Below are 26,313 nucleotides of genomic sequence, written 5' to 3' on the forward strand. Positions count from 1 at the left end.
GCACCGGCTCGCACAGGAGATCGCCGATGCCGCGTGCGAGGGCGACCTACCGCTTTCCCGGACCTGGACCGGCAGTTCCACCTCGGCCTGCTCGAACTGCTGGGCATCCGCCGCCTGGTGGCGATGGTCGGCCAGCTGCGCGACCAGGCTCGACGGCAGGGCCCGCAGAACTTGGCCGACCAGGGGCGATGGACCCGCTCCGACGAGGAGCACAGGACAACGTCCGACGCCATCGCGTCGGACGAGGAGCCGGCCTCCGAGCACATGCGCAAGCACCGTCTTCCGCAAGGTCCGGGGCGAATAGCTCGGGCTCCACTGAGTCCGGCGTCGGTGGTTGCGGCCACCCCCCCCTGTTCTCCAGTGTTCGGGGCAGGTCCCCGTCGCGTCGCTGATTTTTCTCAACTACGACAGGACAACTATGAGTACGCACGGCATACCCGCTCTGCTCTGCGCCCAGGCGGCGTACGCGGTGGTGGCGGCGGGCTACCACGCCCTCAGTATTCGCGAGAAGCGGGCAGGTCGCCGGCCGCTGCACTCGGAGTCAGGAGGAGCGAGATTCCTCGTGATGGTCGCTTACACCGCATCACTGGGGCTGGGGCTGGCACGCCTTGATGTCGCCTACCGGATCGCGATGGCCGTGTTCATCGTGATCCTCGGCTATGGCGGGCTCCTGGTCCACCTGCTGCGGGGCCCAGGTGACTACTACCGGAGCCGGGCAGCGTGGGCCAGCCCCATCGCCATCAACGTAGCGGGGCTGGCGCTGAACATCACCGGTCTGGTCGCCGGGGCTTGATCTGCGCGGCGGCGGCACCGAACGCGAAGCGGGGCTGCGCGTGTCAATACTCATCAGCAACTTGTGTTGTCAGAAGGAGAAGTGCTCATGGACGCCGACTTGATCGTCGTCGGGGCAGGTCTCGCGGGGTTGATGGCAGCCCATGAACTCACCTCGCGGGGGCGTCGGGTGGCGCTGGTGGATCAGGAGAACGCCGCGAGTCTCGGCGGTCGGGCCGTCTGGTCCTTCGGCGGCCTGTTCTTCGTCGATTCGCCCGAGCAGCGGCGTCTGGGGGTGGAACGCCCTGGAGGGCACCTTCCTCGGTGGCTGCCTCTTCTCGAGCCGCCAAGGAGGACGCGCCGTCGCCCAGGCGACCTCCAACTGACGCCACACTTGGCCCACCTCGCGCGCCACTCCCGCATTTCTCTTCACACTCCGCGACCCACTGCAACGCCGACCGAGAGGTCGCGCCCCACGCCAGACCTGGAGCACTCCATGGTTGAGACCACCCGCCCCACCATCACCGTGTTCGGCGCCGGCAGCATCGGCTGCCACCTGGGCGGCGCGCTCGCCGCCGTCGCTGACGTCACTCTGATTGGCCGGGCCCCCGCCATGGACGTCCTGGCTGAGTGCGGTCTGACGTTCAGCCGGGCGGGCAGCGCTCCCCGCCGAATCGAACCGGACGAACTGCGCTTTGCGACCGGCCCGGACGCGGTAGGCGATGCCGACTACGTACTCGTCACGGTGAAGACAGCAGCGACCGCCGAGGCCGGCCGGCAGCTGGCGCCGCACCTCCGCTCCGACGCGGTGGTGGTGAGCTTCCAGAACGGCCTGCACAACCCGGACACCCTGCGCGCGGAACTGCCAGGCCATACAGTCCTGGCGGGAATGGTCCCGTACAACGTCGTGCAGACCGAAGCCGGAACCGTCCACCAGGGCATGCCCGGCACCATCATGGTCGAACAGGCCCCAGCTGCCGACAAGTTGATCCGCCTGTGCACGGCAGCGGGCCTGTCGGTCCAGGCGCGCGGAGACATCGCCGAGGTCCAGTACGGCAAACTCCTGATGAATCTCAACAACGCGATCAACGCCCTGTCCGGGTTGCCGCTGCGCGAGCAACTGGGCCTGCGCACCTATCGGTTGTGCCTGGCCCTCTGCCAGCGCGAGGCACTGATCGCGTATCGGACCGCCGGAGTGCGGCCGGCGAAGCTCGGCCCGATGCCGGCCGCGATCACACCGCATGTGCTGCGACTGCCTGATGCCCTGTTCCGGCGCGTGGCCGCCTCTACATTGGACATCGATGAGCAGGCTCGCTCCTCGATGTGGGAGGACCTCGAGCGTGGTCGGCCAACCGAGATCGACTCCCTGCAGGGCGAGATCGTCGCTCTGGCCGCGCGGCACGGCCAGTCCGCACCGGCCAACGCGTGCCTGACGAGGCTGGTGCATGAGCCAGAGACAGCTCCCGAGGTTGTGTCGTGGACCGGGGAACGGCTGCTCCAGTAGGTACTGTCGGCGGTCCGAGGCTGAATCGCGCACCTGTGGGTGCCGAACGTTGCGTCCATGCAGGGCAGGGCAGCTTTGTGCTCGGGCGTCCGAGATCCGGCGTGAGCAGCGACACCAACTCGCCGGGCCGATTTGGTCGCCCACGTGTGGTGGGCCTTCTTTTTCGCGCCGATTGCGAACAGGCCGATCGTCGTCATGCGGGTCAGCGTCATCCGCTCGCGGCCTTGGTCGGCGACTTCGAGGCGAAGAGTGCTGAGCTGGAAGGTCTTGCGATGTAGGCCTGCGAGGACGGTTATCGTGGCCTGCTCATTGTCGATCTTGATTCCGAAGCCGAACGGTGGCTTTGGTGGCGGCACCAACACTTCACTGATCATGGCGACGACTCCTGTCCCGGCGCGGCATGCACCCGCCTTGCGGCTGCCCGCCGATTGGCCCGGGGGCACCTGCGTGGGTAGCGCTTCGGCCGGGCGGTGTAGGCGACCTTGGCAGTTGGGTGAACCGATCGCCGGACGGTTCGGGCCTCGGTCGCCCTGCAGACCAGCTGCAGGCGGACGGTTCAGTGGCTCTCGCGGGTTCCCGCGCCCCGCTGGCTGATCCGGGATCCGACCGGCCGCTCGATCGCGATCGCGGCAGCGTCGTCGCCGAGGCGGCGCCCGCAGTGCTGCAAGAGGTCGTGCTGCAGGTGTCGCAACAGACTCTCCGGACCCTGGCCCGTCCAGTTCTGTACGCGTTCCGCCAGTGGGTAGAACTCGCCGACCTGGTTGCGCGCTTCGATGACGCCGTCGGTGTAGAGGAGCAGAGTGTCGCCGGCCTCGAAGGCGGCGGCCTCCTCGGTGTAGTCGGCCAGAGCCAACATGTGCATGCCGAGCGGCGGGGCGGGATTGGGGCTTGCCAGGAGCCGGACATCGCCATCGCGGATCAGCAGTGGTGGCGGGTGCCCGCAACTGGTGAACTGCACGGAGTGCCCGCGGCTGGGGATGTTGAGCAGCAGGGCGGTGATGAAGTGCTCGGCGGCATGGGCGTAGTCGTCGACGAAGTCGGCCAGGTAGCGGCTGACGCTGAGGTCCAGGGCGGCGGCGAGCTCGGGCAGGGTGGTGTGGCTGTCGGCGGCCTCGCGAAACGCCCCGATCAGTAGGGCCGACTCGCCGACGGCGGTCAGTCCCTTGCCGCGCACGTCCCCGATGATCATGCGGGTACCGTGCCGGGTGCGGGTCGCCGTGTAGAGGTCGCCGCCGATCTCGGCCTGGTCCGCGGCGGCCAGGTAGAAGGAGGAGATGCGCAGTTCCCCCAGGCGTTCGGGCAACGGCCTCATGAGTGCGCGCTGAGCCGCCTCGGACACGGAGCGTACCTGCTGAAGCTGGCGCTCGCGCCGGTCGCGGATCCGGGTGAGAACAACGACCAGGGTGGACAGCGCCGTGGTGGCGAGGATCTGGACGGCCTCCTGGCGCTGCACCGCCAGCACATCCAGCCGGGCGGCGAGGAAGGCCTGGGCGCACACGGCCAGCAGTCCCGTTGCCGCGGTGAGCCACGCGTCGCCGATCAGTGCCGCGATCAGGGGAGCCAGGACGAGCAGCACCCCGTAGTGGACATTGTCCGTGGTGAGCACGTCGAAGACCGTGACCGCGGCGACGAACCCGATCGGGATCAGCGCCAGCGCATGGTGTCCGCGCCAGGCCGGCCACGTCGAACGGTTTCCCTTCGACGCTCCCACACATCCACCATGCGCTCCGCAGCGCCCCTGCTCCACACCGGAACGAGGGTGCCGCCGTGCGTCACGGAGGTGAACGCGTAGTGGTGTGGCTCAAAGGCGAACGACCTTGCCCCACGAAGAAGAGTGGCCACCATCACGGCACCGAAGAAGGACCCCTGTGCCGGTTGTTGGACGACTCTCTGGGTGAGCACGTAGGTGGGGGTTCACGTCACTGACGGCCGATCCGGACCTCCCGCAGCATCCGCTGCCGCTTCCCGCAGGCCGTCCGCCGGGCTGGTGGCGGTGAGCAGGGCGACCGAGATGGTGCCGCCGGCGGCTGCCAGTCCAAGCGACAACACCCGACCGGACGACGCACGCGAGGAACCTCACGCCACTCGCGTCCGTGATCACGAATTCGACCCTCGCCGGTCGGCGCATGCCCATGAGGCCCCTCAGCGCTCGGCAGTCTGAGAAACCTGGCAGCCGTGTTTCAGCAGGCCGGGGGCTGGTTTGCTGTATGGGTTCGCCGTCTCGGAATGCCAACCCAACCCTCCGGTCGCACGCTGGAGTGAGCGACCCATCGTTGCAGGGAGGCTGGCATGAGCGCACACTTCGAGGTCTACGAGGACAAGGCCCACCAGTGGCGATTCCGGCTCAAGGCCGGCAATGGTGAGATCGTCGCCGTCGGTGAGTCCTACCCGACGAAAACGAACGCTGAGCGTGGCTGCGAGGCGGTGAAGCGCGCCGCGGCCGAGGCGGACATCGTCGAAGCCAAGGCCGCATGATGGCCCGCGCCATCCCGCACTTCGAGGTCTGGCAAGGCGAAGACAACGAGTGGCGCCGGCATCTCAAAGCCGCCGGCGGTGAGATCCTCGCAGAGGAGAAGGGCTTCGACACCGAGGACGACGCCGGGCGGGCGTGCGACGCGGTCAAGCGCCCTGCGGCGGAGGCCCACATCATCGAAGCCAAGGCCGCGTGAACAGTAGCTACGGTCCTGGTGACGCGCCGATGATGTTCTGCCTCGGCTGCAACCGCGAGCGGGCGTGGACGCCCTTTGGGCGCTGCTCGTGGGAGTGCCAAAGGGCCATCAGTTCGCGTTTTCTGAAGGAACCTGGCTGGTGAACTCAAGGGTCTGCTGTGTGGACTTGGTGCATCGACAGCTGGGAGTTCGCGAATCCGAGGTGGACTCCAGTGCTGCAGAGAGACAACACGCCTGATCCAGGGCGAGATGGCTGCTCTCAACATAGGCCGGGCGCAATGATGAGGACGGGCGAAATCTGACCAGGGTTGCTCGTCACCTCAGTTCATTTACTCTGCAGCAGAGAAGGGGTCCGGCGGTCGACGGGCCCCTTTGCGCTCGGGGTCAATGTTCGCCGAGGAAGATCTCCTTGACCTCGCGGGCGGCGTAGTAGACGAGGACGTAGCCGGCGGCTGGGTCGGCCCACCACCAGCCGAACGCCAGGTTGAGGATCAGTCCGAGCAGCACGGCGGCGGCCAGGAGGCCGTCGATGAGGGTGACGCGGCCCTCGGTCTTGAGGACCGGGTTGTCGAGCGCGGTGCCGGTGCGCGCCTTTCCGTATGCGAGCGAGAACATCACGGCCGCGGTGATCGCGGTCCACACGATGCCGAGGGTTGAGTGGTGCGGACGGAAGCCGGCCACGAGGACCCAGGTCGACTGCACGAGCAGGTACAGCCCGAGCAGCGCGAAGCCGACGCCGATCAGCCTCAGGGCGCGCTTTTGGCGTTCCTCGCCGGCCCCGGACAGCTCCCAGATCACGACGGTGGAGGCGCCGATCTCGATCAGGGAGTCCAGGCCGAAGCCGGCCAGCGCCACCGAGCGGGCGCTGATCGCGGCGATGGCCAGGACCACGATGCCGACCACGTTCCAGCCCAGCGTCGTGTACTCCAGGGCGAAGCCCCGCCGCAGCAGCGCGGCCCGGGACACCTCAACGGTTTCTGCAGAATCTTGCGTCACGGCATGAGTGTAACGGGCGTTAGATTCCGATGTTCGGCTTGGCAGTCTCGACGGCGTAGACCCGCTCCGCGAAGTGCTCCAGTGCGCTGCCGCACTCCTGGACCGCTCTCACGGCCTCGTTCTGCCGTGCCGCGCCGAATTGGTCCCGGGCGCGGATCTTGTCCAACCAGGTCCGGAGCTTGGCCAGGTCCTCGTCGTTCTCCTCCAGCTCGGCGTAGGTGAAGTGCTCTTCGGCGGTCTCGGTTTCGATCTCGGCGAGGAAGTCCCGGCACTGGCCCAGCAGCTCGGCGTACTCCTCGTCCCGGGCCGTGTTGAACGCGCCCACGACCTCGTCCTCCCCCGCGAGTGCTTCCGCCCGGAGCACTTGGGCGGAGCCGCCCATCTCGATGATGTCCTGGCGCAGCAGCCGAAGTGCCCGCTCCGCCTCCGGCGAGGCCGGCAGGACCGCCACCGCGTTCTGCAGGTACATCGCCCCGAGCGCCTTGAGTCGGCGCCAAACCCCGGCACGCAGCCGAGTCGGCTCGGTGGGAATTCGGTAGCTGAGCAGCAGCCATTTGATCGCATCCGCCATGCGCCCAGTCTGCCCCCGCCGCGATCCTCCCCGGCGAGTGGACCACCCCGCCCCCTCGAACGGACGATATTGAAGTGTGGGGAACGAAGCCCAGCTCCAGTGACATCAGCAACGCGTGTGGGCGACTGCGGCTACATCTCCGAGCTTGATGGCGGTCACGATGCCTGGGAACGCGTTGCGGGCCGAGGTGGAGCGTCGCTCGCCGTCCTCACCGTCGCCCTCTTTGGCCAACTGCACACAGAACGCGGCCAGGTCTGCACCTTCCACGATCCGCCGGTCGCCGGCGTCGCGGGTGGTCGTGAAGCGCCCGGCATCCGCCCAACGGCGCGCGGTGTCGATGCTCACGCCGAGCAGTTCAGCGGCCTGGCCGATCGTGTAGGACTCCATAGGTCAGAGCCTAGGGCGGTGACGTGCGGCGAGCTGCTGGCGGCGCGCCTCAGGCTCGATCGATCCCTGACACCGGGCTGGGCGTCTCGCAGTTCCGGTCATTGTGGAGGTCGGCGGAGGTGGATGTTGACTTCGGTGAGGCCTGGGTGGCCGAGGGTTGCGGTGTAGCGCAGGGCGGTGCCGACGCTGACGCCGAATAGCGCGCACAGGCGGCGTACGTCGCCGCCGGATTCCCGTGCCTCGTCCAGGATTCGGTCCTCGCGGATGGACTGAGCTGTCATGCCGAGGGTCTTGTTGACCCACGCACTGGTGACGGGCGAGATGCGGCGGGCGGTGAACTGGGTGATGAACAGGTGCGGGTTGGCGGTAAGCGGCCATCGTCGGTCGCGCACGTCGAGGTAGGCGCGGAGTCGCTGCTCGACCTGGGGCGCGAGGAGGATCACCCGGCCGTCGAGATGGAGGCGGCCGTCGACGCCGAGGTCCGGGCGCCAGTCCTTGACGTCCAGCTTCTCGGTCTCGTTGATTCGCAGGCCCGCCCGGCGCCACAAGGACGCGGCAAAGTAGTCCCGCACGGCCGGCAGGTACTTGCGGGCGTCGGGCAGCGCCGCCCGCCAGCCCCCGAAGAGCGCATCTACCTCTACCTCGGAGGGAGGGACGCGCACCGCGCTGTAGGTGGCCTTCGGCGGTCCGTTGAACTTGTCGATCGGCTGGACCAGCACGTGGCCGGTCAGCGCATGGATGTCGCCCTGGTAGCGGCCGATCAGGAACTCGTAGAAGGACGCGAGCGCCCAGGCCTTGACCTGCACCGTGGCCGGCGCCCACCCGCAGTCCTTGCGCTGGTGGGCCAGAAACCGGTCCGCGTCCTCAGGGCCTGCCGCCCACACCGGCCTGCCAACGAATCGCATGAACTCGCAGATGACCCGCCGATCCCCGGCGACCGTCCCGTCTCCCACTCCCGCGCCGACGCTCGCCAGCAGGTACTGGTCGACGAGCTCCTGCTCGAAGTCCTCTGACTCCTGCGCGGTCCGTAGCTGCCGCGGGGCGTCCATCGAACGCACTACGGCCAGGGCCACGACCACCACCCCAGCTCAATGAAGGCGACCATGCCTCACAGATACCGGTAGGCCGTCAGGAATCCCGACGGAACCTCACTCTTACCACGCGAACGAGTGAACCCTCCCTCACCTGCACCGCAGGCCAGGCAGGCCCATGCGTCATCCAGGGAACGCGAGGGACTTCCTACACGACCAAGACCGCGACGACCCCGCCGAGCACCAGGCGATGCAGCTGGCCGCGCCGGAGGCGTTCGCGTTCTTCTTCGGCCTGCCTCCCGGCCGGCGGGTCGACGGCGGCTCGGATGTCAGTGACGCGCCGTAGCTTCGAATCAGCGCACCGGCCCGGGGCAGCACGCAGATTGCGACGGGCCGGGCCGGCTCCGACACTCGGGAGCGGCCCGGCCTCTGCGCTTTAGCGTGAAGTCAGGCCGTCAACGGCACCGGGTGGATCTCGTCCGCCCGATGGCCGGCCCGCTCATGGATCCGCTGGACGGCTTCCATGGACGGTGCTTCGGACAGGCAGTAGACCGTGCCAGAGTCCGGGTCTGCCCACGCCTGCTTGAAGTGGACCTGTTCCTCCGCTTCGATCGCGAGATCAGCTTGGTGGGCTGCAGCGAGTTGATCGGCTGTGATGCCAGCCATGCCGTGGTGGACGTCCATGAATACAGCCATGATCCCGACACCTCCGATGTTCAGGGGCCACGACGCTTTCATCATCGCCCGGCTTGGCGTGGCGTGCCAGTTTCGCTCGCGCTGGCTGGTGTTCCCGATTCGGGGATGCGCTGGTTGGCACGGCGCGTCCGACGCCGACGGGTGGCAGCAGGTCGGACAGCAGTGCGTCGGCGAGGGCATCCGGGTTGGCGCCCAGGTGGCGGGCCGGGGACGCGGCGAGGTGGTCCAGGCCGGCGGTGATGTCCTGGTGGCGGCGCTCGATGACCCCGTCGGTGAAAGGGGTGACGGCTTCGGGGCGCGGGCCGGGGTCGGGGGAGGCGTCCAGGGGCGGGTCGAGGGCCTGGTCGAGCCAGGTCACGCGGCCGTCGGTGTGCAGGTGCGCGGGTGGGGGTGGCCGGCGCTGGAGTAGGTGATGGTGTGCCGGCTCCAGTCGACGAAGCAGGTCACCGCGGTGGTGGACTCGGCGCCGTCGACGAAGCTGGCGTAGCGGCCCAGCACGTCCAGGGCCTGGGCCGGGCCGTCGGCGACACGGGAGGTGGCGGCGAGGGCGCTGCGGAGTTGGCCCATGACGTCGGCCGCTTCCAGGCCGTGGCCGACGACGTCGCCGACGGAGACGCCGACGCGGTCACCGCCGTGAGGTCGGCGATGTCGTACCAATCGCCGCAGACGTTCAGCGCGCCGGTCGCGGGGTCAGCGATGTCCAGCGTCCGCACCGGTCGCACCCACCGGTCACTGCCTGGAACGGGAGATCGTCACGGCCACGTCGTCGAACGGCACCTGGATCGGGGCTTCGGGCTTGTGCACGGTGACCTCGACCTCGCGCACACCGTCGTGCCCCAGGCAGGCGTCGGCGATCTGCTGGGCCAGGGTCTCGATCAGGTCGACCGGAGGGCCTTCGGCGAGCGCCACCACCTGTTCCGAGACCCGGCCGTAGTCGACCGTCAGGGCGAGGTCGGCGGTGGTGCCGCGCGCGCCGAAGACGACGAGCGGGCCGAAGACCGGGTCCTGGACCACACCGGCCAGCAGCTCCGTCCCGGTGGCACAGCGCGGTTGGACCTGCGCTCATGTACTACGCCATCCGCGAGGTTCGGGAGATCTTCTTCACGGCTCACTGAGTGCGGGGCCCGCCTGGATTCTGTCTTCACGCGACCACGTTGATGAAGCTCATCATCCCGTTGTCCTCGTGGGCCGCTATGTGGCAGTGGAACATGTAGCGGCCGGTGAAGTCGGAGAAGGCGACGCGGATCACCACGACGCCCGGCTTTCCGTTGACCTCGTTCGGGACCGGGATGATGTCCTGCTGGTGGGTGTAGGGCTGTGCTACGCCGTTGATCGACATCACCTGGAACGCCGAGGTGTGCAGGTGGAAGGGGTGTATCTCGCCACTGGTGTTGACGAGGGTCCACTCCTCGACCGTGCCCAGCTTCGCCGGGGTGGCGAAGACCGACGGTGCGTCCATGGAGAACTGCTTGCCGTCGATGTAGAAGCTGTTGCCGTCAGCGCTCTCGGACAGGACGACCGTGCGGTGCTGTGCGATCGGCGCGCCCGCGAGGTTCGGCGCGGCCGTCGGGATGCGCCCGGAGACGGTCGGCAGTGAGTGCGCGGGGCGGCCGGACACGTTCAGCTGGAGCAGCGGGACGTTCGGGTAGGAGTCGCCCTGCGGGCCGTTGCTGTAGGCGAGGGTCCGCAGCCAGGTGCGCGCGGGGTGCGCGCCTGCGGTCACCAGCACGTCGTACCGCTTGCCCGGAGGCAGCAGCAGGGACGAGGCCGTGGTCACCTGCGCGACCGGGGTGCCGTCCTCGCCGATCACGGTGAAGCGGTAGCCGTCGAGTTGGAGCTTGTAGAAGATGTCCGCCCCGGCGTTGGCGAGCCGCCACAGCTGGGTCTCGCCGGGACGCATGGTCAGCACCGGCCGCAGCTGCCCGTCGACCAGGCGGACGGTCGGGTTGTTCGAGTTGATCGATGTGGTGGCGGTGTTCTGGACGATGTGGCCGCCGCTGTCGATCTGGGCGTCCTTGAACACCATGGTGTGCGCGGTGATGTGACGCAGCGCGGGCGGCAGCAGCGACCGGTCGTCGCCGACGATCAGCGCTCCGGAGAGCCCGGCGAAGATCTGGTTCTCGACGTCGCCCGGCACGAAGGCGGTGGGGGAGGCCGACGCGGAGGGCGTCGGGCTCGACATGCCGGGCATACCTGCCATTCCGGCCATGGCTGACGCATCGTCGGAGTCGCTACCGTCGTCGGTCACCATCGTGCCCGGCGCCGGGCAGGTGGTGCCCATGGCGTGGCTGTGGTACCAGAACGTCCCTTGAGGGTGGTTGCGCGGGATCGCCAGGTGGTAGACCAGCGTCTTGCCCGGTGCGACGCAGAGGAACGGGTCGTCGGAGTCGCCGGTCGGCGACACGTGCAGGCCGTGGAAGTGCAGGTTGGTGGCCACCGGGAGGTGGTTGACCAGGCGGATCGTCAGGTCCGTACCCGGCTGCGCGTGCAGCGTCGGCGCGACGAACCGGCCGTTGTACGACTGTCCCCACACCGGGCGGCCGGAGAGGTCGAAGCGCGTCTGTCGGGCGTCCAGGGTGATGGTCAGGCCGGGCTTCGCGCTCGCGTCGACGGGCTCGGTGAACGGACGGCCCGCCACCATGCCCTGCTCCTGCTGCGCCGTCGACGGCGGCTGTGGCGAGGGTGACGCGATCGCCTGTCCGGCGAAGGCCGCGCCGACCATGCCGACCACGAGGGCGGCTGCGCTCAGGCGACGTCGGCGCAGGCGCCCGGATCTGTCGGTTTCCTTTGCCGTGCTCGGTATGTGACTGATCATCGGATCCCCCGTTCACGAGCGCGGGGGTGAGCTCATAGCTTTTCCCCCGAAAGCTCAGAAGTTTTTCAAAGGAAAGCATGTCAAGTGCGCCACGCCGAAACAATCCCGAACGTGTAACGGGGACTTTGCCGCGATGTGTCATCAGAGGAACCTCAGAAGTTTCTGCTTCAACCCTCTTTTCAGCGTGTACGCGACACCTCTACGCTCCGGTAGCGGCAGCAAGCACCACACCGCAGGGTGACACGCCACGCCCTCCGGGTCTGCCGGCGTTCCGCTCGAACCGCAACTCCCTTGCACGTCCAGTGAAGTTGGACACCGTCCGAAAGGAATCCGATGCAGCTCCGCCACCTGCTCGCCCCCGGCTCGGCCCTCGTCCTCATGGCCACCGCGTTCGCGCCCGCCGCTGCCGCGGCCACCGTCGCGACCGCCGGGCACGCCGCTTCCGCCGTGACGGTCGACGCGCCGATGCACCACGTCAGCGGGCAGCACGGCAGCGTGCCGTTCTTCGTCAGCCACGGTGGTGGCGTCAAGCACGCCACGTCGACCAGCGACAACTGGTCCGGCTACGCCGCCACCGGCTCGACCTACAACAGTGTCTCGACCACGTTCGTCCAGCCGTCCGTGGACTGCTCGCAGGGCGACGGCTACTCCAGCTTCTGGGTCGGCCTCGACGGCTACAGCTCCAGCTCGGTCGAGCAGACCGGCACCGAGGCCGACTGCTCCGGCGGCCAGGCCTCGTACTCGGCCTGGTACGAGATGTACCCGGCCAACCCGGTCACCTACAGCAACACCGTCCAGCCCGGCGACACCATCACCGAGACCGTCAGCTACGCCTCGGGCACGTACACCCTCAAGCTCGCCGACAAGACCGAGGGCTGGACCAAGACCGTCACGAAGAAGGAGAGCGGCCTGGCCCGCTCGTCCGCCGAGGTCATAGCCGAGGCCCCGTACTCCGGCGGCGTCCTGCCGCTGGACGACTTCGGGACCGTGAACTTCACCAACTCCACGGTGAACGGCAGCAGCCTGGCCTCCACCAACCCGACCGGCATCAACATGGCCTCCGACTCGGGCACGCCCGAGGCCACCATCTCCGCCCTCAACGGCGGCGCCTTCTCCATCACCTGGAACAGCCTGTAACCCAAGCCACCTCCCGGCACCGCCCCGGCCCGTCCCCGTCGGTCTTCCCCCATCCGACGGGGACGGGCCCGGCCGTTGTCACAGCCGGGCCCGTCACACCACCGTCGGTCGCACCACCGTCCGTCAGTGCCCGCGGGCGATCCACTCGTCCAGGTGCGGGGCCTCCGCGCCGACGGTGGTCGGGTCGCCGTGGCCGGTGCGGACCGTCGTCTCCGGCGGCAGGGTGAGCAGCCGTTCGCGGATCGAGCGGACGATGGTGGGGAAGTCGGAGAAGGACCTACCGGTCGCGCCCGGTCCGCCCGCGAAGAGCGTGTCGCCGGTGAAGACCGTGCCGAGCGCCGGAGCGTGCAGCGAGACCGCCCCGGGGCTGTGGCCCGGAGTGTGCAGGACGTGCAGGTCCACGCCGGCGACGTGCAGCACGGCGCCGTCCTTGAGCACGCCGTCCGGCTCACGGTCGGGGTGGGTCATCCGCCACAGCGTCAGGTCGTCCGGGTGGAGGAGGATCGGCGCGCCGGTGCGGTCCGCGAGTGCGGGAGCGGCGTTGACGTGGTCGTTGTGGCCGTGAGTGCACACGATCGCGGTGACCCGCCGCCCGCCGACGGCGGTCGCGACGGCGTCCGCGTCGTGGGCCGGATCCAGGACCAGTACCTCGCTGTCGTCGCCCACCAGCCAGACGTTGTTGTCCACCGCCCAGCTGCCGCCGTCCAGGGTGAACGTGCCCGAGGTGACCAGGAGTTCGACGCGGGCGGCGGAGTCGGACGGAGCCCCTGCCGACGGCGCTGCGGACGCCGCCATCAGAACAGCACCACCGAACGCAGCACGTCGCCGCCGCGCATCCGCTCGAAGGCCTGCTCGACCTCGTCGAGGGCGATGGTCTCGCTCACGAAGGCGTCCAGGTCCAGGCGGCCCTGGAGGTGGAGGTCGATCAGCATCGGGAAGTCGCGCGAGGGCAGGCAGTCGCCGTACCAGGAGGACTTCAGCGCGCCGCCGCGCCCGAAGACGTCCAGCAACGGCAGTTCGAGCGTCATCTCGGGCGTGGGGACGCCGACCAGGACGACCGTTCCGGCCAGGTCGCGGGCGTAGAAGGCCTGCTTGTACGTCTCCGGGCGGCCGACCGCCTCGATCACCACGTCCGCGCCGAAGCCGTCGGTCAGCTCCTGGATCGCCGCGACCGGGTCCGTCTCGCGGGAGTTGACGGTGTGCGTCGCACCGACGGTGCGCGCCTTGTCCAGCTTTCGCTCGTCGACGTCGACCGCGATGATCCGCCGCGCGCCTGCCAGCCGCGAGCCGACGATGGCCGCGTCGCCGACGCCGCCGCAGCCGATCACGGCCACCGAGTCGCCGCGGCTGACCGCACCGGTGTTGATGGCCGCGCCGATCCCGGCCATCACCCCGCAGCCGAGCAGCCCGGCGACGGCCGGGGAGGCGGCCGGGTCGACCTTGGTGCACTGACCGGCGGCGACCAGCGTCTTCTCGGCGAACGCGCCGATGCCCAGCGCGGGGGAGAGCTCCTGGCCGGTGTCGGCGAGGGTCATCTTCTGGGTCGCGTTGTGGGTGTTGAAGCAGTACCACGGCCGCCCGCGCCGACAGGCCCGGCACTGGCCGCAGACGGCACGCCAGTTGAGGATCACGAAGTCCCCCGGCGCGACCTCGGTCACGCCCTCGCCGACCTGCTCGACGATCCCGGCCGCCTCGTGCCCGAGCAGGAACGGGAAGTCGTCGTTGATGCCGCCCTCGCGGTAGTGCAGGTCGGTGTGGCAGACGCCGCACGCCTGCACGCGCACCACCGCCTCGCCGGGGCCCGGGTCGGGGACGACGATCGTCTCCACCCGCACGGGTTCGCCCTTGCCGGGGGCGACGACTGCTCGGACCTGCTGGGGCATGGAACGACACCTTTCGCGGGGCAACCGGGATACGGGGAAGCGGCCGTGGCGATCATGGAATCAGCTCATGGAATCAGGGGCGCAGCCGGTCGGCAACCCATGTGTGGAAGTCTCCGATGTGGTGCTCGCTGGGGACCAGCACTCCGCCCCGAGCATAGGCGCGCGAGTCCATCGCGGGCTGGCAGCGCTCGCACGCGTCGAAGTCCTGCACGTTGACCCGGTGGAACAGCTCGACGGAACGGTCCAGGTCGGCGCCGTTGTCGACCACGTCCTTGAGGAAGAGCCAGTCGCACTCGACGACCGTCCGGTCCGCGGCGAGCGGGAACATGCGATGGACGATGGCGTGGTCGGGCACCAGGTTGACGAACACCTGCGGCTTGACCGTGATGGCGTAGTACCGCCGGTCCTGCTCCGCCGAGACGCCGGGGATCCGGGTGACCCCGGGGCTGCCGTCCACGGTGAAACCCTGCGCCTCCTCGGCGAACTCCGCGCCGTGGCCCACGTAGTACTGGGCCGCGTAGCCTCCGGCGAACTCCGGCAGCATCTCGGTGAGTTCGGGGTGGATGGTGGCGCAGTGGTAGCACTCCATGAAGTTCTCGACGATCAGCTTCCAGTTGGCCTTGACGTCGTAGCGGACGCGTCGGCCGAGGGCGAGCTGGTCGAGCTGGTAGTGGCCGATCGCCTCCGGGGTGCCCAGCCGCTGGGTCGCCGCGGCGACCACCTCGCCCTCGAAGGACGGCGGCTTCTCGGCGAGGCAGACCCAGACGTAACCGAGCCACTCGCGGACGTGCACCGGGACGAGCCCGAAGGTGGTCCGGTCCACGTCCGGCATCGAGGTGAGGTTGGGGGCGGCCACCAGCCTGCCGTCGAGGCCGTAGGTCCAGGCGTGGTACGGGCACTGGAACGCCCGCTTCACCGCGCCCGCTTCCTCCGTGCACAGGCGTGCGCCGCGGTGGCGGCAGACGTTGAGGAACGCCTTGATCGTGTGGTCCCGCGAGCGGGTCACCAGCACGCTCTCCCGGCCGACCTGCACGGTCTGGAACCTGCCCGGCGCGTCCAGCTCGGCGGCGCGGACGGCGCAGAACCACAGGGACTCGAAGATCTTCTCCTGCTCCCGCGCGAAGACCTGCGGATCGGTGTAGGAGGAGCCGGGCAGGGTGCTGATCAGGCTCGGCGGCAGCTCGGTCGCGGTCACGTCGTGTGCCTTTCGACGAGGCGGTCGGGGAAAGGTGCTGAACCAAGGGCCGTTCGGTACTCAGCGGCGGATGCGGGCCATCTCGGGGTCGAACAGCGGCTCCGCCGCGACGGTCGCGGGCAGCCGTTCGCCGAAGTACTCGACCTGGACGCGCGTGCCGGGCGCTGCGGCCGTCGCGGGCAGCCAGGCGTAGGCGATGGACCGGCCGACCGAGTACCCGTAGGCGGCGCTGGTGACGTACCCGGCCGGGGCGCCGTCGACGTACACCGGCTCCTTGCCCGTCACCACCGCGTGCGGGTCGTCCAGGACCAGGCAGGCCAGCCGTCGCGCCACGGTCTCCTCGGTGACGCCGACCAGTGCCTCCCGCCCGACGAAGTCGCCTTTGTCCATCCGGACCGCGAAGCCGAGGCCGGCCTCGTACGGGTTGTGCTCGGCTGTCATGTCGGTGCCCCAGGAGCGGTAACCCTTCTCCAGGCGCAGGCTGTTGAACGCGCTGCGGCCCGCCGCGACGATGCCCAGCGGCTGCCCGGCGCGCCAGAGCGTGTCCCACAGCTGCTGCCCCGCGTCCGCCGTGGTGTACAGCTCCCAGCCGAGCTCGCCGACGTAGGAGAGGCGCATCGCGGTGACGGGGACGTTGCCGAGGTACGTCTGCCTCGCCTTGAAGTAGCCGAAGCCGCGGTGTGAGAAGTCGGCGCCGGTCAGCGGCTGGACCAGCTCGCGGGCGAGCGGGCCCCAGACGCCCAGGCAGCAGGTCCCGGCGGTGATGTCGCGGACCTGGACCGTCCCGTCGTCCGGCAGGTGGCGGGTGAACCAGTCCAGGTCGAGCATGCCGTTGGCGCCGACCTGGAAGCGCCGCTCGCCCAGCCGGGCCACCGTCAGATCGCTGCGCACGCCGCCGGACTCGTCGAGCAGCAGGGTGTAGGTGACCGCGCCGACCGGCTTGTCCAACTGGTTGGTGGTCAGGCGCTGGAGGAAGGCGAGCGCGCCCGGCCCGGTGACCTCCAGCCGCTTCAGCGCCGTCATGTCGTAGAGCGCGACGCGTGAGCGGGTGGCCAGCGCCTCGGCACCCGCGATCGGGGACCAGTAGCGCGACGCCCACGCGCCCCGTCCGGGGATCTCCGAGACCTCGGCGAGGCCCGCGTTGGCCTCGTACCAGTGCGGGCGCTCCCACCCCGAGGCCTCCAGGAACACCGCGCCCAGCTCGCGCTGGCGGGCGTGGAAGGGGCTTACCCGCAGCGGGCGCGGTTCCTCCATGGGCTGCAGCGGGTGGACGATGTCGTAGACCTCGACGAAGTTCTGGCAGCTGCGCTGGTGCACATAGGCGGGGGCGAGCTGGACCTGCTCGAAGCGGTTCAGGTCGCACTCGTGCAGATCGGTTCGCGACCGGCCCTCGACCAGCCACTCGGCCATCGCCTTGGCCACGCCCGCCGAGTGGGTCACCCAGACCGCCTCGGCGACCCAGAAGCCGCTCAACTCGGGTGCCTCGCCCAGCAACGGGAAGCCGTCGGGGGTGAACGAGAAGACGCCGTTGAAGCCCTCCTCGACCTTGGCGCCCGCGAGCGCGGGCAGCAGGGCGCGGGCGTCGTGCCAGGAGGGTTCGAAGTCCTCCTCGGTGAAGGCCAGCATCGAGGGCATCACCGGGCCGCCGGGCGCGGCTGGGTGGTCGAGGTCATCGAGGTCATCGAGGTCGTCGAGGTCGACGGGCAGGGGGCGGTGCGCGTAGGAGCCGATGCCGATCCGGTCCACGTGCTCGCGGAAGTAGAGGTCACGGTCCTGGTACCGCAGGATCGGCTTGGTGGCCTCCTGCAGCTCGGTGTTCTGCCCGGCCAGCACCGGCAGCGGAGTGGTGCGCGCGTACTGGTGGGCCATCGGGACCAGCGGCACGGTCAGCCCGGCCATCCGGCCCAGCTTCGGACCCCAGAAGCCGGCGCAGGAGACGACGATGTCGGCGGGGAAGACGGCCTGCTCGGTGCCCACGCCGGTGCCCACACCGGCGACGTCGGTGACGACGCCGGTGACCCTGACGCCGCTCGACTCGATCCCGGTGACGGTGTGGTGGGCCAGGAACCGCGCACCGCGCGCCTCGGCCCGACGGGCCTGGGCCTCGCCGGCGCGCAGCGCCTTGGCGAGACCGTCGTCGGGGGTGTGCAGCCCGGCCAGGACCTGCTCGCGGTCGAGCAGCGGGTGCAGCGCGACGCACTCGTCGGGGTCGGCCAGCCGGGCGCGCACGCCCCAGGAGGCGGCCCAGCCGCGCTTGCGCGTGAGCTCCGCGACGCGCTCCGGGGTGGTGGCCACTTCCAGACCGCCGACCTTGCGGAAGCACCACTGCCCGTCGAGCGAGAGGTCCGTGTACTTGTCGACCGTGTAACGGGCGAACTCGGTCATCGTCTTGGAGGAGTTGGTCTGGAAGACCAGGCCGGGGGCGTGCGAGCTCGATCCGCCGGTGGCGAAGAGAGGCCCCTGGTCGAGCACGGTGACCTCGGTCCAGCCGCGGGCGGTGAGTTCGTCGGCCAGCGCGCAGCCCACGATCCCTGCGCCGACGATCACGACCTTCGGTTGAGCTGTCAAGTGATCCGTCCCCTCGGGAGGTCGACCCTGACGGTGCATTAACCACTGTTGTGCGGGCGGTGCTTGATGGTCCTCACCCTGCGCCGGTCGAGTTCCGAATGGCGCACAGCAATGCGTGATGTGAAACAGCGTCCGTCCGGACTGAGGTCGTGTCAAGACGCCTGGCAGGTATGCCGACGGCCATTGCGGTCGTACTGTCGTGACCTGGTGGCGAACCCCTTGACACCCCCTTGACGCCGCTTCCATACTCGGCGGCACGTTGCGGATGAAGACAGTTGTTGCACATGACGCAACTCACCCGAGGAGGCGGCGGCTTGCGCCCATCCATCCGATCCGAGTCCCTGCTCGTCGCCGACTCCTGGAGTCCGGCCGAGAACGGCCGCCTCCGGCAGATCGTCAATCCCTTCGACGCGAGCGTTCTGGCTGCGGTCGCCGAGGCGTCCGGCGCGGACGTCGATCGGGCGGTTCGCGCTGCTCGCAAAGCTTTTGACGAAGGCTCATGGCCCGCCGCGCCTGCGGCCCGACGGGCCGCGGTCCTGACCGCCCTGGCCGACGCGCTCCAAGCGCACCGCGAGGACCTGGCCCATGTGGAGACGCTCGACACCGGCAAGACCCTGGCCGAGAGCCGCTACGACGTCGACGACTCCACGGCCGTGCTGCGCTACTACGCCGCGCTGGTCACCACCGACGCCGGCCGCACCGTCGACACCGGCCGCGCCGACGCCATCAGCCGGATCGTCCACGAGCCGGTCGGCGTCTGCGCGTTGATCACCCCGTGGAACTACCCGCTGCTGCAGATCACCTGGAAGCTCGCCCCGGCGCTCGTCGCCGGGAACACCGTGGTCGCCAAGCCCAGCGAGGTCACCCCACTCACCACGATCCGTCTCTTCGAGCTGCTGCAGCCGCTGCTCGCCGACGCGGGCGCCCCGGCCGGAACGGCCAACCTGGTGACCGGCGGTGGCGTCGCGGGAGCGGCGCTGGCCGAGCACACCGGAGTGGACCTGGTCTCCTTCACCGGCGGCCTAGCCACCGGACGGTCCGTCATGCGCGCCGCCGCCGAGACGGTCAAGCGGGTCGCCCTGGAACTCGGCGGCAAGAACCCGAACATCGTCTTCGCCGACGCCGATCTCGACGCCGCTGTGGACTTTGCGCTCACCGCGGCGTTCCTGCATTCCGGCCAGGTCTGCTCGGCCGGATCGCGACTGCTGCTCCACCGCAGCCTGCACGAGGACTTCACCGCCGAACTGGCCCGTCGCGCCGACCGGATCCGGCTCGGCGACGGACTGGCCAAGGGCACCGAGTGCGGCCCGCTGGTGTCCGCGGAGCACCGCGCCAAGGTCGAGCGCCATCTGGCCGGTGCGCTCGTCGAGGGAGCGGTGGTGCGGGCGGGCGGCGGCCGCCCGGTCGAACCCGAGCTGCAGGACGGCTTCTTCCTGCGGCCCACGGTGCTCGACGGCTGCCACGCGGGCATGGCAGTGGTCCGCGAGGAGGTCTTCGGACCGGTCCTGACCGTCGAGCTCTTCGACGAGGAGGACGAGGCCGTGGCGCTGGCCAACGACACGCCCTACGGCCTGGCCGGAGCCGTCTGGACCCAGGACGCCGGACGCGGCGAACGGGTGGCGGCCCGGCTGCGGATGGGCACGGTATGGATCAACGACTACCACCCCTATGTCCCGCAGGCCGAGTGGGGCGGCTACAAGCAGTCCGGAACCGGCCGCGAGCTGGGCCCGACCGGTCTGCGTGAGTACCAGGAGACCAAGCACATCTGGCGCACGCTCACCCCCGCACCACAGCACTGGTTCGCCGGCTGACGCCCGCACGACGGGGTCGCGGTTCCCGGACCACGCTCCGTGTCTTGTCCTCGAAGCACTTTTTCTGAGCATTCGGAGCACCTGGAGCTGCCCATGAGCACCTCGGGAAAGACCACCGCCCCCGGACAACCGGGGGAGGACACCGCCGACCTGGCCCGGTTCGGCTACCGACAGGAACTGGAGCGGTCCCTCGGCTCCTTCTCCAGTTTCGCCGCCGGGTTCAGCTACATCTCCATCATGACCGGCGTCTTCCAGCTCTTCGGCTTCGGATTCGGTGCGGGCGGGCCGGCGTTCATCTGGTCCTGGCCGCTGGTCTTCGTCGGCCAGCTCGCCGTCGCGCTCTGCTTCGCCGAGATGGCCGGGCAGTTCCCGCTGGCGGGCGGCGTCTACCAGTGGTCCAAGCAGATCGCCCGCCCGATCACCTCGTGGATGTCCGGCTGGATCATGGCGATCGGCGCGGTGGTCACCGCTGCCGCCGTCGCGGTCGCCTACCAGGTGATCCTGCCGCAGGTCTCGCTGGCCTTCGAGATCGTGGGAAGCCCCTCGGACGCGGGTCAGACCGCGACGCCCAACGGGGCCAAGAACGCGATCCTGCTCGCCCTCGGGCTGGTCGTCTTCACCACGCTGGTCAACCTCGTCGGCGTCAAGCTGATGGCGAAGATCAACAACTTCGGCGTGGCGGTGGAGCTGACCGGCGTCACCCTGCTGATCGTCATGCTCGCGATCCACATCCACCGCGGCCCGCAGGTCGTGCTCAAGACGGCGGGGACGGGGACCGGGCACTCCTGGGGCTACCTCGGCGCGTTCCTGGTCGCGTCCATCATGAGCGCCTACGTCTTCTACGGCTTCGACACGGCGGGCGCGCTGGCGGAGGAGACCAAGGAGCCGCGCCGGCACGCCCCGCGGGCCATCATCCGGGCGATCAGCGCGGCGTTCCTCGCGGGCGGGCTGCTGATGCTGATCGGCATGATGGCGGTGGGCGACATCAACTCCCAGGCGCTGGGCTCGCTCGGGATGCCGTACCTGATCAAGTCCACGCTCGGGAACGGCCTCGGGGACGTCTTCCTGATCTGCTCGGCGATCGCCATCACCGTCTGCTGCCTGGCCGTCCAGACCGCCGCGATCCGGCTGCTCTTCGCCATGGCACGGGACGGGCGGCTGCCGTTCGGCCACGCCATCGCCAAGGTGTCGCCGCGCTCCAAGACCCCGGTCGTGCCCGCGCTGCTGACAGGTGCGCTGACCATCGCGCTGCTGCTGGTCAACATCGGGAACCAGCGCGTCTTCTACATCCTGACCTCGGTCGCGATCATCCTCTTCTACATCCCCTACCTGATGGTCACCGGCCCGATGCTGCTGCGCCGCCTGCGCGGCGAGTGGCCGCGTCCGGACCACGGACCGTACTTCAACCTCGGGCGCTGGGGTACTCCGGTGAACGCGTTTGCGGTGCTCTACGGCGCGGCGATGACCGTCAACCTCGCGTGGCCGCGTGCCTCCGTGTACGGGAGCGACCACTGGTACTACCAGTGGGGCGCCGTGGTCTTCACCGCGGTCATCACGGCCGTGGGCCTCGGCCTCTACCTGCGCTACCGCCGGACGGCGGCCACTCGTCCACCTGTCACCATGGACGCATGACGTTCAGTGACTGGGCAGAGCGGCACTACGGCAGCGAGGACCTCGCGCTCGTCGACTGTGTCGCATCGATCGAGGAAGCGGGAGGCGACGACTTCGCGCAGCTGTCGGCCGACACGAGGGCGAAGGCGGTCCAGCTCTTCGTCGGCTGGATCGCGACACACCACCCCGACGAGTCAGCGACGGGCGCGTTGGCGGGCGAGTTCCTCGCGGAGCTGATGACCGGTTGACCTCAGGGCCTAGGCCCTGTCGTCAAACTCGCGTCGGATCAGCCCGGGTTGTCTGGTGCGGCCAGCTGCAAGGCGGAGGATCGCCCTCGTACTGGGCCGTACTTGGGCGATGCGACAACGCAGCGTGGGGGTACCCCCGGCCGAAGGCTGGGGGAGGGCGTGCCAGGCGAGCCGGGCCCGGCGGGAGTTTGACGACAGGGCCTGGGGTCGTCAGCCGACGCGGACGTGGCCGAGGCGTGCGGAGATCTCCTCGGCCGCGTCGCGGACGGCGACTGCCACGTCCGCGAGACGGCTCTCCGAGAGGCGGAAGGAGGGCCCGGACACGCTGACCGCAGCGACCACCTGGCCGTTGTGGGCGTAGACCGGAGCGGCGACCGCGTTCAGCCCGGTCTCCAACTCCTCGACCGTGCAAGCGAATCCGTCCGCCCGGGCAGCGTCGAGCTGTTGGCGCAGCAGGGTGGGGTCGGTGACCGTACGCGGGGTGAAGCGCGTCAGCTCCAGGGCGAGGCGCTGCTCCAGGGCGGTGCCCGGCAGGTGGGCGAGCAGCACCTTGCCGCTGGACGTCGCGTGCAGCGGGGTGCGCTGGCCGACCCAGTTGTGCGTGGTGAGCGCCGAAGGGCCGAGTACCTGGTCGACGTTGACGGCCGCGTCGCCGTCCAGGATCGCCACGTTGATGGTCTCGGCGACCTCCGCCGCCAGCCGCTCACAGACCGGGCGGCTCTGCTGCGACAGGTCCAGCCGTACGGTCGCCGCTCCGGCCAGCCGCACCAGGCCCAGGCCCAGGCGGTACTTGCCGCGCTCGCCGGGCTGTTCGACCAGTCCGCGCAGCTCCAGGGCGGCGACCAGCCGGAAGGCGGTCGACTTGTGGACGCCGAGTTCGGCGGCTATCTCGGTGACGCCCGCCTCCCCGCGCCTGGCCAGGAGTTCGAGGATCGTCACCGCCCGGTCCACGGACTGCACCGGGGATTCCGCGCTGTTGCTCATGGCGCAACATTATGCACGCGTGGCCGCAGGGCGAAAGCCTTGACAAGGCATCAGGCGCCGGAAACCATGTTGCGTATGCCGCATCGAGTTGTGTAATACGCGACACTGCCCGGCAGTTGAGCGCGGTACCGCTCCGAGCAGCGCGAGTGTTCCGATCCCCGGAGTCCTTGGAGTCCTTGGAGGTCCCGCATGATCACGGTGTGTCGGATTGAGGAGCTACCGCCCGGCGAGGCCCTCCGCGTCACCGACGGCGTCCCCGCTCCCATCGCGGTCTTCAATGCCGACGGCGTCCTCTACGCGATCGACGACACCTGCACCCACCAGGACGCATCCCTGGCTGACGGCTGGCTGGAGGGCTGTGTCGTGGAATGCCCGTTGCACGCCTCCGCCTTCGACCTGCGCACCGGTCGTCCCAACTGCCCTCCGGCGAAGGCGGCCGTGCGCACCCACCACGTCTCCGTGCGTGACGGGGTGGTCCTGCTGGAGGTCAACGTCGGCGAGCCGGCGTGAGGACGGTCACCGTCGTCGGCGCCTCGCTCGCCGGGCTGAGCGCGGTACGGGAGCTGCGTGCCCAGGGGTACGACGGCGCCGTGGTGGTCGTGGGAGAGGAGCGCCATCTCCCGTATGACCGGCCGCCGTTGTCCAAGGAGTTCCTCACCGGCGGCTGCGACGCTGACGCGCTGGCCCTCGGCGATCCGGACGAGTACCGGGAGTTGGCGGTGGACTGGCTGCTCGGCGAGCGGGCGGTCAGGCTCGATCCCGCCTCCCGTACGGTATCGCTGGCCGACGGGCGCGAACTGCGCACCGACGCCGTCGTCGTGGCCACGGGTGCCCGTCCGCGCCTGCTCCGAGGCGCGGACGGCCTCCACGGCGTCCACACGCTGCGCACCCTGGACGATGCCCGCGCGCTGCGCGCGGACCTGACCACCGGTGGTCCCCGAGTCGTCGTCATAGGCGCCGGGTTCATCGGTGCCGAGGTGGCCTCCGCGGCGAGCGGGATGAGCCTGGACGTCACCGTCGTCGAGGCGGCGGAAGTGCCGCTGCATCGGGCGCTCGGACCCGAGATGGGCCGCGCCTGCGCCGAGCTCCACGCCGACCATGGCGTGCGCCTGTGGTGCGGGGTCGGTGTCGCCGGGCTGGAGGGGAGCGGGCGGGTGACCGGCGTCCGGCTGGCGGACGGGCGGCTGCTCGCCGCCGACGTGGTCGTGGCGGGTGTGGGCGTGCAGCCTGCGACCGAGTGGCTCTCCGGCTCAGGGGTCCAGGTCGAGGACGGTGTGCTCTGCGACGCCGGGTGCGCGACGAGCATCCCCCGTGTCGTGGCCGTGGGCGATGTGGCGCGGTGCCCGCACGCCTTCGTCGGGGCCGGTGTGACGCGCATCGAGCACTGGACCAACGCCATGGAGCAGCCCCGGACCGCCGTGCGCACCCTGTTGTCCGGCGCGTCCGCGCCGGGTCCAGCTGCACCGCCGTACTTCTGGTCCGACCAGTACGGCGTCCGGATCCAGCTCGCCGGACACGTCCGCGCAGGCGATGTCCCGGAGGTCGTCCACGGCGACCCGGCCAGCCGCTCCTTCGTCGCGGTCTACCGCCGCGGGGGACGCGACGGACACGACGTGGCCGTCCTCGCCGTCGACCAGCCCAAGCTCTTCACCCGGCTCCGGCGCACGCTGACGCCCGGCTGACGACAGGGCCCCGCCTCCGGCGCTGCGAGAGCCGGAGGCGGGGCCATTCACCAATGGGGCGGTGAGGCTGACGAACCGTCACTCGACCTTGCGGTGCCGGTAGAACTCGCGATGGTCCGGATCCAGCGGAGTGTTCCCGAGGATCAGGTCGGCGGACTTCTCCGCGAGCATCATCACCGGGGCGTAGATGTTGCCGTTGGTGACGTACGGCATCGACGACGCGTCCACCACGTGCAGCCCCTCCAGCCCGTGGACCTGCATCGTCGCCGGGTCGACGACCGACATCTCGTCCGTGCCCATCTTGCAGGTGCAGGAGGGGTGCAGGGCGGTCTCGCCGTCCCGCCGGACCCAGTCGAGGATCTGCTCGTCGGTCTCGACCTCGGGGCCGGGGGAGATCTCGCCGTCGCTGTACGGGGCGAGCGCGTCCTGGCCGAGGATCTCGCGGGTGACCCGGATCGCCTCCACCCACTCGCGGCGGTCCTGCTCCGTGGAGAGGTAGTTGAACCGCAGCGCCGGACGCTCACGCGGATCGCGGGACTTGATCTTCACCGAGCCCCGGGAGTCCGAGTACATCGGCCCGATGTGCACCTGGTACCCGTGCCCGCCGGCCGGGGCGGAGCCGTCGTAGCGGACCGCGATCGGCAGGAAGTGGAACATCAGGTTGGGGTAGTCCACCTCCTCGTTGCTGCGGACGAAGCCGCCGCCCTCGAAGTGGTTGGTCGCCCCCGGCCCGCTGCGCAGGAAGAGCCACTGCGCGCCGATGAACGGCCGCCGCCACATCTTCAGCTGCGGCTGCACCGACACCGGCTGCCTGCACGCGTGCTGGACGTAGACCTCCAGGTGGTCCTGGAGGTTCTCGCCGACGCCGGGCAGGTGGTGCACCGGCTTGATGCCCAGCTTCGACAGCTCGTCCGCGTTGCCCACGCCGGAGAGCTGCAGCAACTGCGGCGAGTTGATCGACCCGCCGGCCAGGATGACCCGTCCGCCGCTCACCCGCTGCGGCGTGCCGCGCCGTGGGGTGTACTCGACGCCGACCGCTCGCTTTCCGTCGAAGAGGACGCGCGTGACCAGCGCCCGGGTCCGCACCTCCAGGTTGGGACGGGTGCGCACGGGGTGCAGGTAGGCGCGGGCGGCGCTGAGCCTGCGGCCCCGGTGGAGGTTGCGGTCGAAGGGCGCGAAGCCCTCCTGGCGGTAGCCGTTGACGTCGTCGGTCAGCGGGTGGCCCGCCTGCTGGACGGCATCGAAGAAGGCGCCGAAGAGCGGGTTGGTGACGGGCCCGCGCTCCATCACCAGAGGTCCGGCATGGCCGCGGAACGCGCCGTCCTCGTCGGCCAGGCAGTTCTCCATCTTCTTGAAGTAGGGCAGGCAGTGGGCGTAGTCCCAGGCCTTCATGCCCGGGTCCGCACCCCAGCGCTCGTAGTCGAGCGGGTTGCCGCGCTGGAAGATCATGCCGTTGATGCTGCTGGAGCCGCCGAGGACCTTGCCACGGGCGTGGTAGATCCGGCGGTCGTTCATGAACGGCTCGGGCTCGGACTCGTACTGCCAGTCGTAGAACCGGCTTCCGATCGGGAAGGTGAGTGCGGCCGGCATGTGGATGAAGACGTCCCAGGGATAGTCGGGACGCCCCGCCTCCAGGACCAGGACCCGGTTGCCCGGATCCGCACTCAGCCGGGCGGCGAGCGCGCAACCGGCCGAGCCCCCGCCGACGATGATGAAGTCGTACTGATGCATGGTCATGGGTGTCCTGCCGTAAC

The 26,313-nt window shown here is 69.8% G+C and carries 24 protein-coding genes and 5 pseudogenes; 14 read left to right on the forward strand and 15 right to left on the reverse strand.

Annotation, left to right across the window (positions count from 1 at the left end):
• Positions 1-33: 33 nt before the first annotated feature.
• The 5 genes and pseudogenes from ABH928_RS04655 to ABH928_RS04675 form a co-directional block, all read left to right on the forward strand.
• A pseudogene (locus ABH928_RS04655) lies at positions 34-216 on the forward strand (FCD domain-containing protein); the annotation flags it as partial.
• A gap of 202 nt (positions 217-418) precedes the next feature.
• A complete protein-coding gene (locus tag ABH928_RS04660) occupies positions 419-793 on the forward strand; it encodes a hypothetical protein (RefSeq protein WP_370063004.1) in 375 nt (124 codons plus the stop codon).
• Between the two features lie 87 nt (positions 794-880).
• Positions 881-1,072: pseudogene (locus tag ABH928_RS04665) on the forward strand (FAD-dependent oxidoreductase); the annotation flags it as partial.
• Between the two features lie 195 nt (positions 1,073-1,267).
• Positions 1,268-2,275, forward strand: a complete 1,008-nt coding sequence (locus ABH928_RS04670) for a 2-dehydropantoate 2-reductase (protein WP_370062973.1) — start codon at positions 1,268-1,270, stop codon at positions 2,273-2,275.
• A gap of 101 nt (positions 2,276-2,376) precedes the next feature.
• Complete coding sequence (locus tag ABH928_RS04675) at positions 2,377-2,553, forward strand: hypothetical protein (RefSeq protein ID WP_370062289.1); 177 nt, start codon at positions 2,377-2,379, stop codon at positions 2,551-2,553.
• 278 nt (positions 2,554-2,831) lie between these two features.
• On the opposite strand, the gene ABH928_RS04680 is transcribed toward ABH928_RS04675, so the two are convergent.
• Positions 2,832-3,986 carry a PP2C family protein-serine/threonine phosphatase gene (locus ABH928_RS04680; protein WP_370062291.1) on the reverse strand — a complete coding sequence of 385 codons (1,155 nt, stop codon included), beginning with the start codon at positions 3,984-3,986 and terminating at the stop codon, positions 2,832-2,834.
• A gap of 578 nt (positions 3,987-4,564) precedes the next feature.
• Here ABH928_RS04680 and ABH928_RS04685 point away from each other — a divergent pair.
• Positions 4,565-4,750 carry a YegP family protein gene (locus tag ABH928_RS04685; protein ID WP_370062293.1) on the forward strand — a complete coding sequence of 62 codons (186 nt, stop codon included), beginning with the start codon at positions 4,565-4,567 and terminating at the stop codon, positions 4,748-4,750.
• Positions 4,747-4,944, forward strand: coding sequence for a YegP family protein (locus tag ABH928_RS04690; RefSeq protein WP_370062295.1), 198 nt, complete (start codon positions 4,747-4,749; stop codon positions 4,942-4,944). Before ABH928_RS04685 ends, ABH928_RS04690 begins: the two co-directional genes overlap by 4 nt.
• Positions 4,945-5,328: 384 nt before the next feature.
• On the opposite strand, the gene ABH928_RS04695 is transcribed toward ABH928_RS04690, so the two are convergent.
• The 4 genes and pseudogenes from ABH928_RS04695 to ABH928_RS04710 all read right to left on the reverse strand — a co-directional run bounded on the left by ABH928_RS04695 (position 5,329) and on the right by ABH928_RS04710 (position 7,971).
• A complete protein-coding gene (locus ABH928_RS04695; RefSeq protein WP_370062297.1) occupies positions 5,329-5,940 on the reverse strand; it encodes a cation transporter in 612 nt (203 codons plus the stop codon).
• Positions 5,941-5,959: 19 nt separating this feature from the next.
• Positions 5,960-6,511, reverse strand: coding sequence for a Chromate resistance protein ChrB (locus tag ABH928_RS04700; protein ID WP_370062299.1), 552 nt, complete (start codon positions 6,509-6,511; stop codon positions 5,960-5,962).
• A 126-nt stretch (positions 6,512-6,637) separates the two neighbouring features.
• Positions 6,638-6,898 (reverse strand): annotated as a pseudogene (locus tag ABH928_RS04705) (helix-turn-helix domain-containing protein); the annotation flags it as partial.
• Between the two features lie 98 nt (positions 6,899-6,996).
• On the reverse strand, positions 6,997-7,971 hold the full coding sequence (locus tag ABH928_RS04710) for a hypothetical protein (protein ID WP_370062301.1): 975 nt from the start codon (positions 7,969-7,971) through the stop codon (positions 6,997-6,999).
• 136 nt (positions 7,972-8,107) lie between these two features.
• Here ABH928_RS04710 and ABH928_RS04715 point away from each other — a divergent pair, with 136 nt between their 5' ends.
• A complete protein-coding gene (locus ABH928_RS04715) occupies positions 8,108-8,275 on the forward strand; it encodes a hypothetical protein (RefSeq protein ID WP_370062303.1) in 168 nt (55 codons plus the stop codon).
• A 101-nt stretch (positions 8,276-8,376) separates the two neighbouring features.
• Here the strand turns inward: ABH928_RS04715 and ABH928_RS04720 are convergent, their stop codons facing one another.
• The 4 genes and pseudogenes from ABH928_RS04720 to ABH928_RS04735 all read right to left on the reverse strand — a co-directional run bounded on the left by ABH928_RS04720 (position 8,377) and on the right by ABH928_RS04735 (position 11,440).
• Positions 8,377-8,625 carry an SCO4226 family nickel-binding protein gene (locus ABH928_RS04720; RefSeq protein WP_196198144.1) on the reverse strand — a complete coding sequence of 83 codons (249 nt, stop codon included), beginning with the start codon at positions 8,623-8,625 and terminating at the stop codon, positions 8,377-8,379.
• A gap of 133 nt (positions 8,626-8,758) precedes the next feature.
• Positions 8,759-9,314: pseudogene (locus ABH928_RS04725) on the reverse strand (SpoIIE family protein phosphatase); the annotation flags it as partial.
• Positions 9,315-9,354: 40 nt separating this feature from the next.
• Positions 9,355-9,672 (reverse strand): annotated as a pseudogene (locus tag ABH928_RS04730) (dihydroneopterin aldolase); the annotation flags it as partial.
• 94 nt (positions 9,673-9,766) lie between these two features.
• On the reverse strand, positions 9,767-11,440 hold the full coding sequence (locus ABH928_RS04735) for a multicopper oxidase family protein (protein WP_370062305.1): 1,674 nt from the start codon (positions 11,438-11,440) through the stop codon (positions 9,767-9,769).
• Between the two features lie 333 nt (positions 11,441-11,773).
• Here ABH928_RS04735 and ABH928_RS04740 point away from each other — a divergent pair, with 333 nt between their 5' ends.
• Positions 11,774-12,577: a G1 family glutamic endopeptidase gene (locus ABH928_RS04740; protein ID WP_370062307.1), complete on the forward strand. Its 804-nt coding sequence runs from the start codon at positions 11,774-11,776 to the stop codon at positions 12,575-12,577.
• A gap of 123 nt (positions 12,578-12,700) precedes the next feature.
• Here the strand turns inward: ABH928_RS04740 and ABH928_RS04745 are convergent, their stop codons facing one another.
• The 4 genes from ABH928_RS04745 to ABH928_RS04760 all read right to left on the reverse strand — a co-directional run bounded on the left by ABH928_RS04745 (position 12,701) and on the right by ABH928_RS04760 (position 18,223).
• A complete protein-coding gene (locus ABH928_RS04745) occupies positions 12,701-13,372 on the reverse strand; it encodes an MBL fold metallo-hydrolase (RefSeq protein ID WP_370062309.1) in 672 nt (223 codons plus the stop codon).
• Entirely contained in the window at positions 13,372-14,460 is a 1,089-nt protein-coding gene (locus tag ABH928_RS04750) for an S-(hydroxymethyl)mycothiol dehydrogenase (protein WP_370062311.1), read from the reverse strand. Before ABH928_RS04750 ends, ABH928_RS04745 begins: the two co-directional genes overlap by 1 nt.
• Before the next feature lie 73 nt (positions 14,461-14,533).
• A complete protein-coding gene (locus ABH928_RS04755; protein WP_370062313.1) occupies positions 14,534-15,655 on the reverse strand; it encodes an SRPBCC family protein in 1,122 nt (373 codons plus the stop codon).
• Positions 15,656-15,715: 60 nt separating this feature from the next.
• Positions 15,716-18,223, reverse strand: a complete 2,508-nt coding sequence (locus ABH928_RS04760) for an FAD-dependent oxidoreductase (protein ID WP_370062315.1) — start codon at positions 18,221-18,223, stop codon at positions 15,716-15,718.
• A gap of 314 nt (positions 18,224-18,537) precedes the next feature.
• Here ABH928_RS04760 and ABH928_RS04765 point away from each other — a divergent pair, with 314 nt between their 5' ends.
• The 3 genes from ABH928_RS04765 (at position 18,538) to ABH928_RS04775 (ending at position 21,893) form a co-directional block, all read left to right on the forward strand.
• A complete protein-coding gene (locus tag ABH928_RS04765; protein WP_370062317.1) occupies positions 18,538-20,034 on the forward strand; it encodes an aldehyde dehydrogenase family protein in 1,497 nt (498 codons plus the stop codon).
• Positions 20,035-20,127: 93 nt separating this feature from the next.
• A complete protein-coding gene (locus ABH928_RS04770; protein ID WP_370062319.1) occupies positions 20,128-21,666 on the forward strand; it encodes an APC family permease in 1,539 nt (512 codons plus the stop codon).
• Entirely contained in the window at positions 21,663-21,893 is a 231-nt protein-coding gene (locus tag ABH928_RS04775) for a hypothetical protein (RefSeq protein WP_370062321.1), read from the forward strand. Before ABH928_RS04770 ends, ABH928_RS04775 begins: the two co-directional genes overlap by 4 nt.
• A gap of 210 nt (positions 21,894-22,103) precedes the next feature.
• Here the strand turns inward: ABH928_RS04775 and ABH928_RS04780 are convergent, their stop codons facing one another.
• On the reverse strand, positions 22,104-22,877 hold the full coding sequence (locus ABH928_RS04780; RefSeq protein WP_370062323.1) for an IclR family transcriptional regulator: 774 nt from the start codon (positions 22,875-22,877) through the stop codon (positions 22,104-22,106).
• A 189-nt stretch (positions 22,878-23,066) separates the two neighbouring features.
• Between ABH928_RS04780 and ABH928_RS04785 the strand changes: the two genes are divergently transcribed.
• Both ABH928_RS04785 and ABH928_RS04790 read left to right on the forward strand, forming a co-directional pair.
• Positions 23,067-23,387, forward strand: a complete 321-nt coding sequence (locus tag ABH928_RS04785) for a bifunctional 3-phenylpropionate/cinnamic acid dioxygenase ferredoxin subunit (protein ID WP_370062325.1) — start codon at positions 23,067-23,069, stop codon at positions 23,385-23,387.
• Positions 23,384-24,559 carry an NAD(P)/FAD-dependent oxidoreductase gene (locus tag ABH928_RS04790; protein WP_370062327.1) on the forward strand — a complete coding sequence of 392 codons (1,176 nt, stop codon included), beginning with the start codon at positions 23,384-23,386 and terminating at the stop codon, positions 24,557-24,559. The genes ABH928_RS04785 and ABH928_RS04790 overlap by 4 nt, the downstream gene beginning before the upstream one ends.
• A gap of 78 nt (positions 24,560-24,637) precedes the next feature.
• On the opposite strand, the gene betA is transcribed toward ABH928_RS04790, so the two are convergent.
• Entirely contained in the window at positions 24,638-26,296 is a 1,659-nt protein-coding gene (gene betA, locus ABH928_RS04795; protein ID WP_370062329.1) for a choline dehydrogenase, read from the reverse strand.
• Positions 26,297-26,313: the final 17 nt, after the last annotated feature.

The sequence above is a fragment of the Streptacidiphilus sp. MAP5-3 genome (genome assembly GCF_041262505.1).
GTDB lineage: Bacteria > Actinomycetota > Actinomycetes > Streptomycetales > Streptomycetaceae > Streptacidiphilus.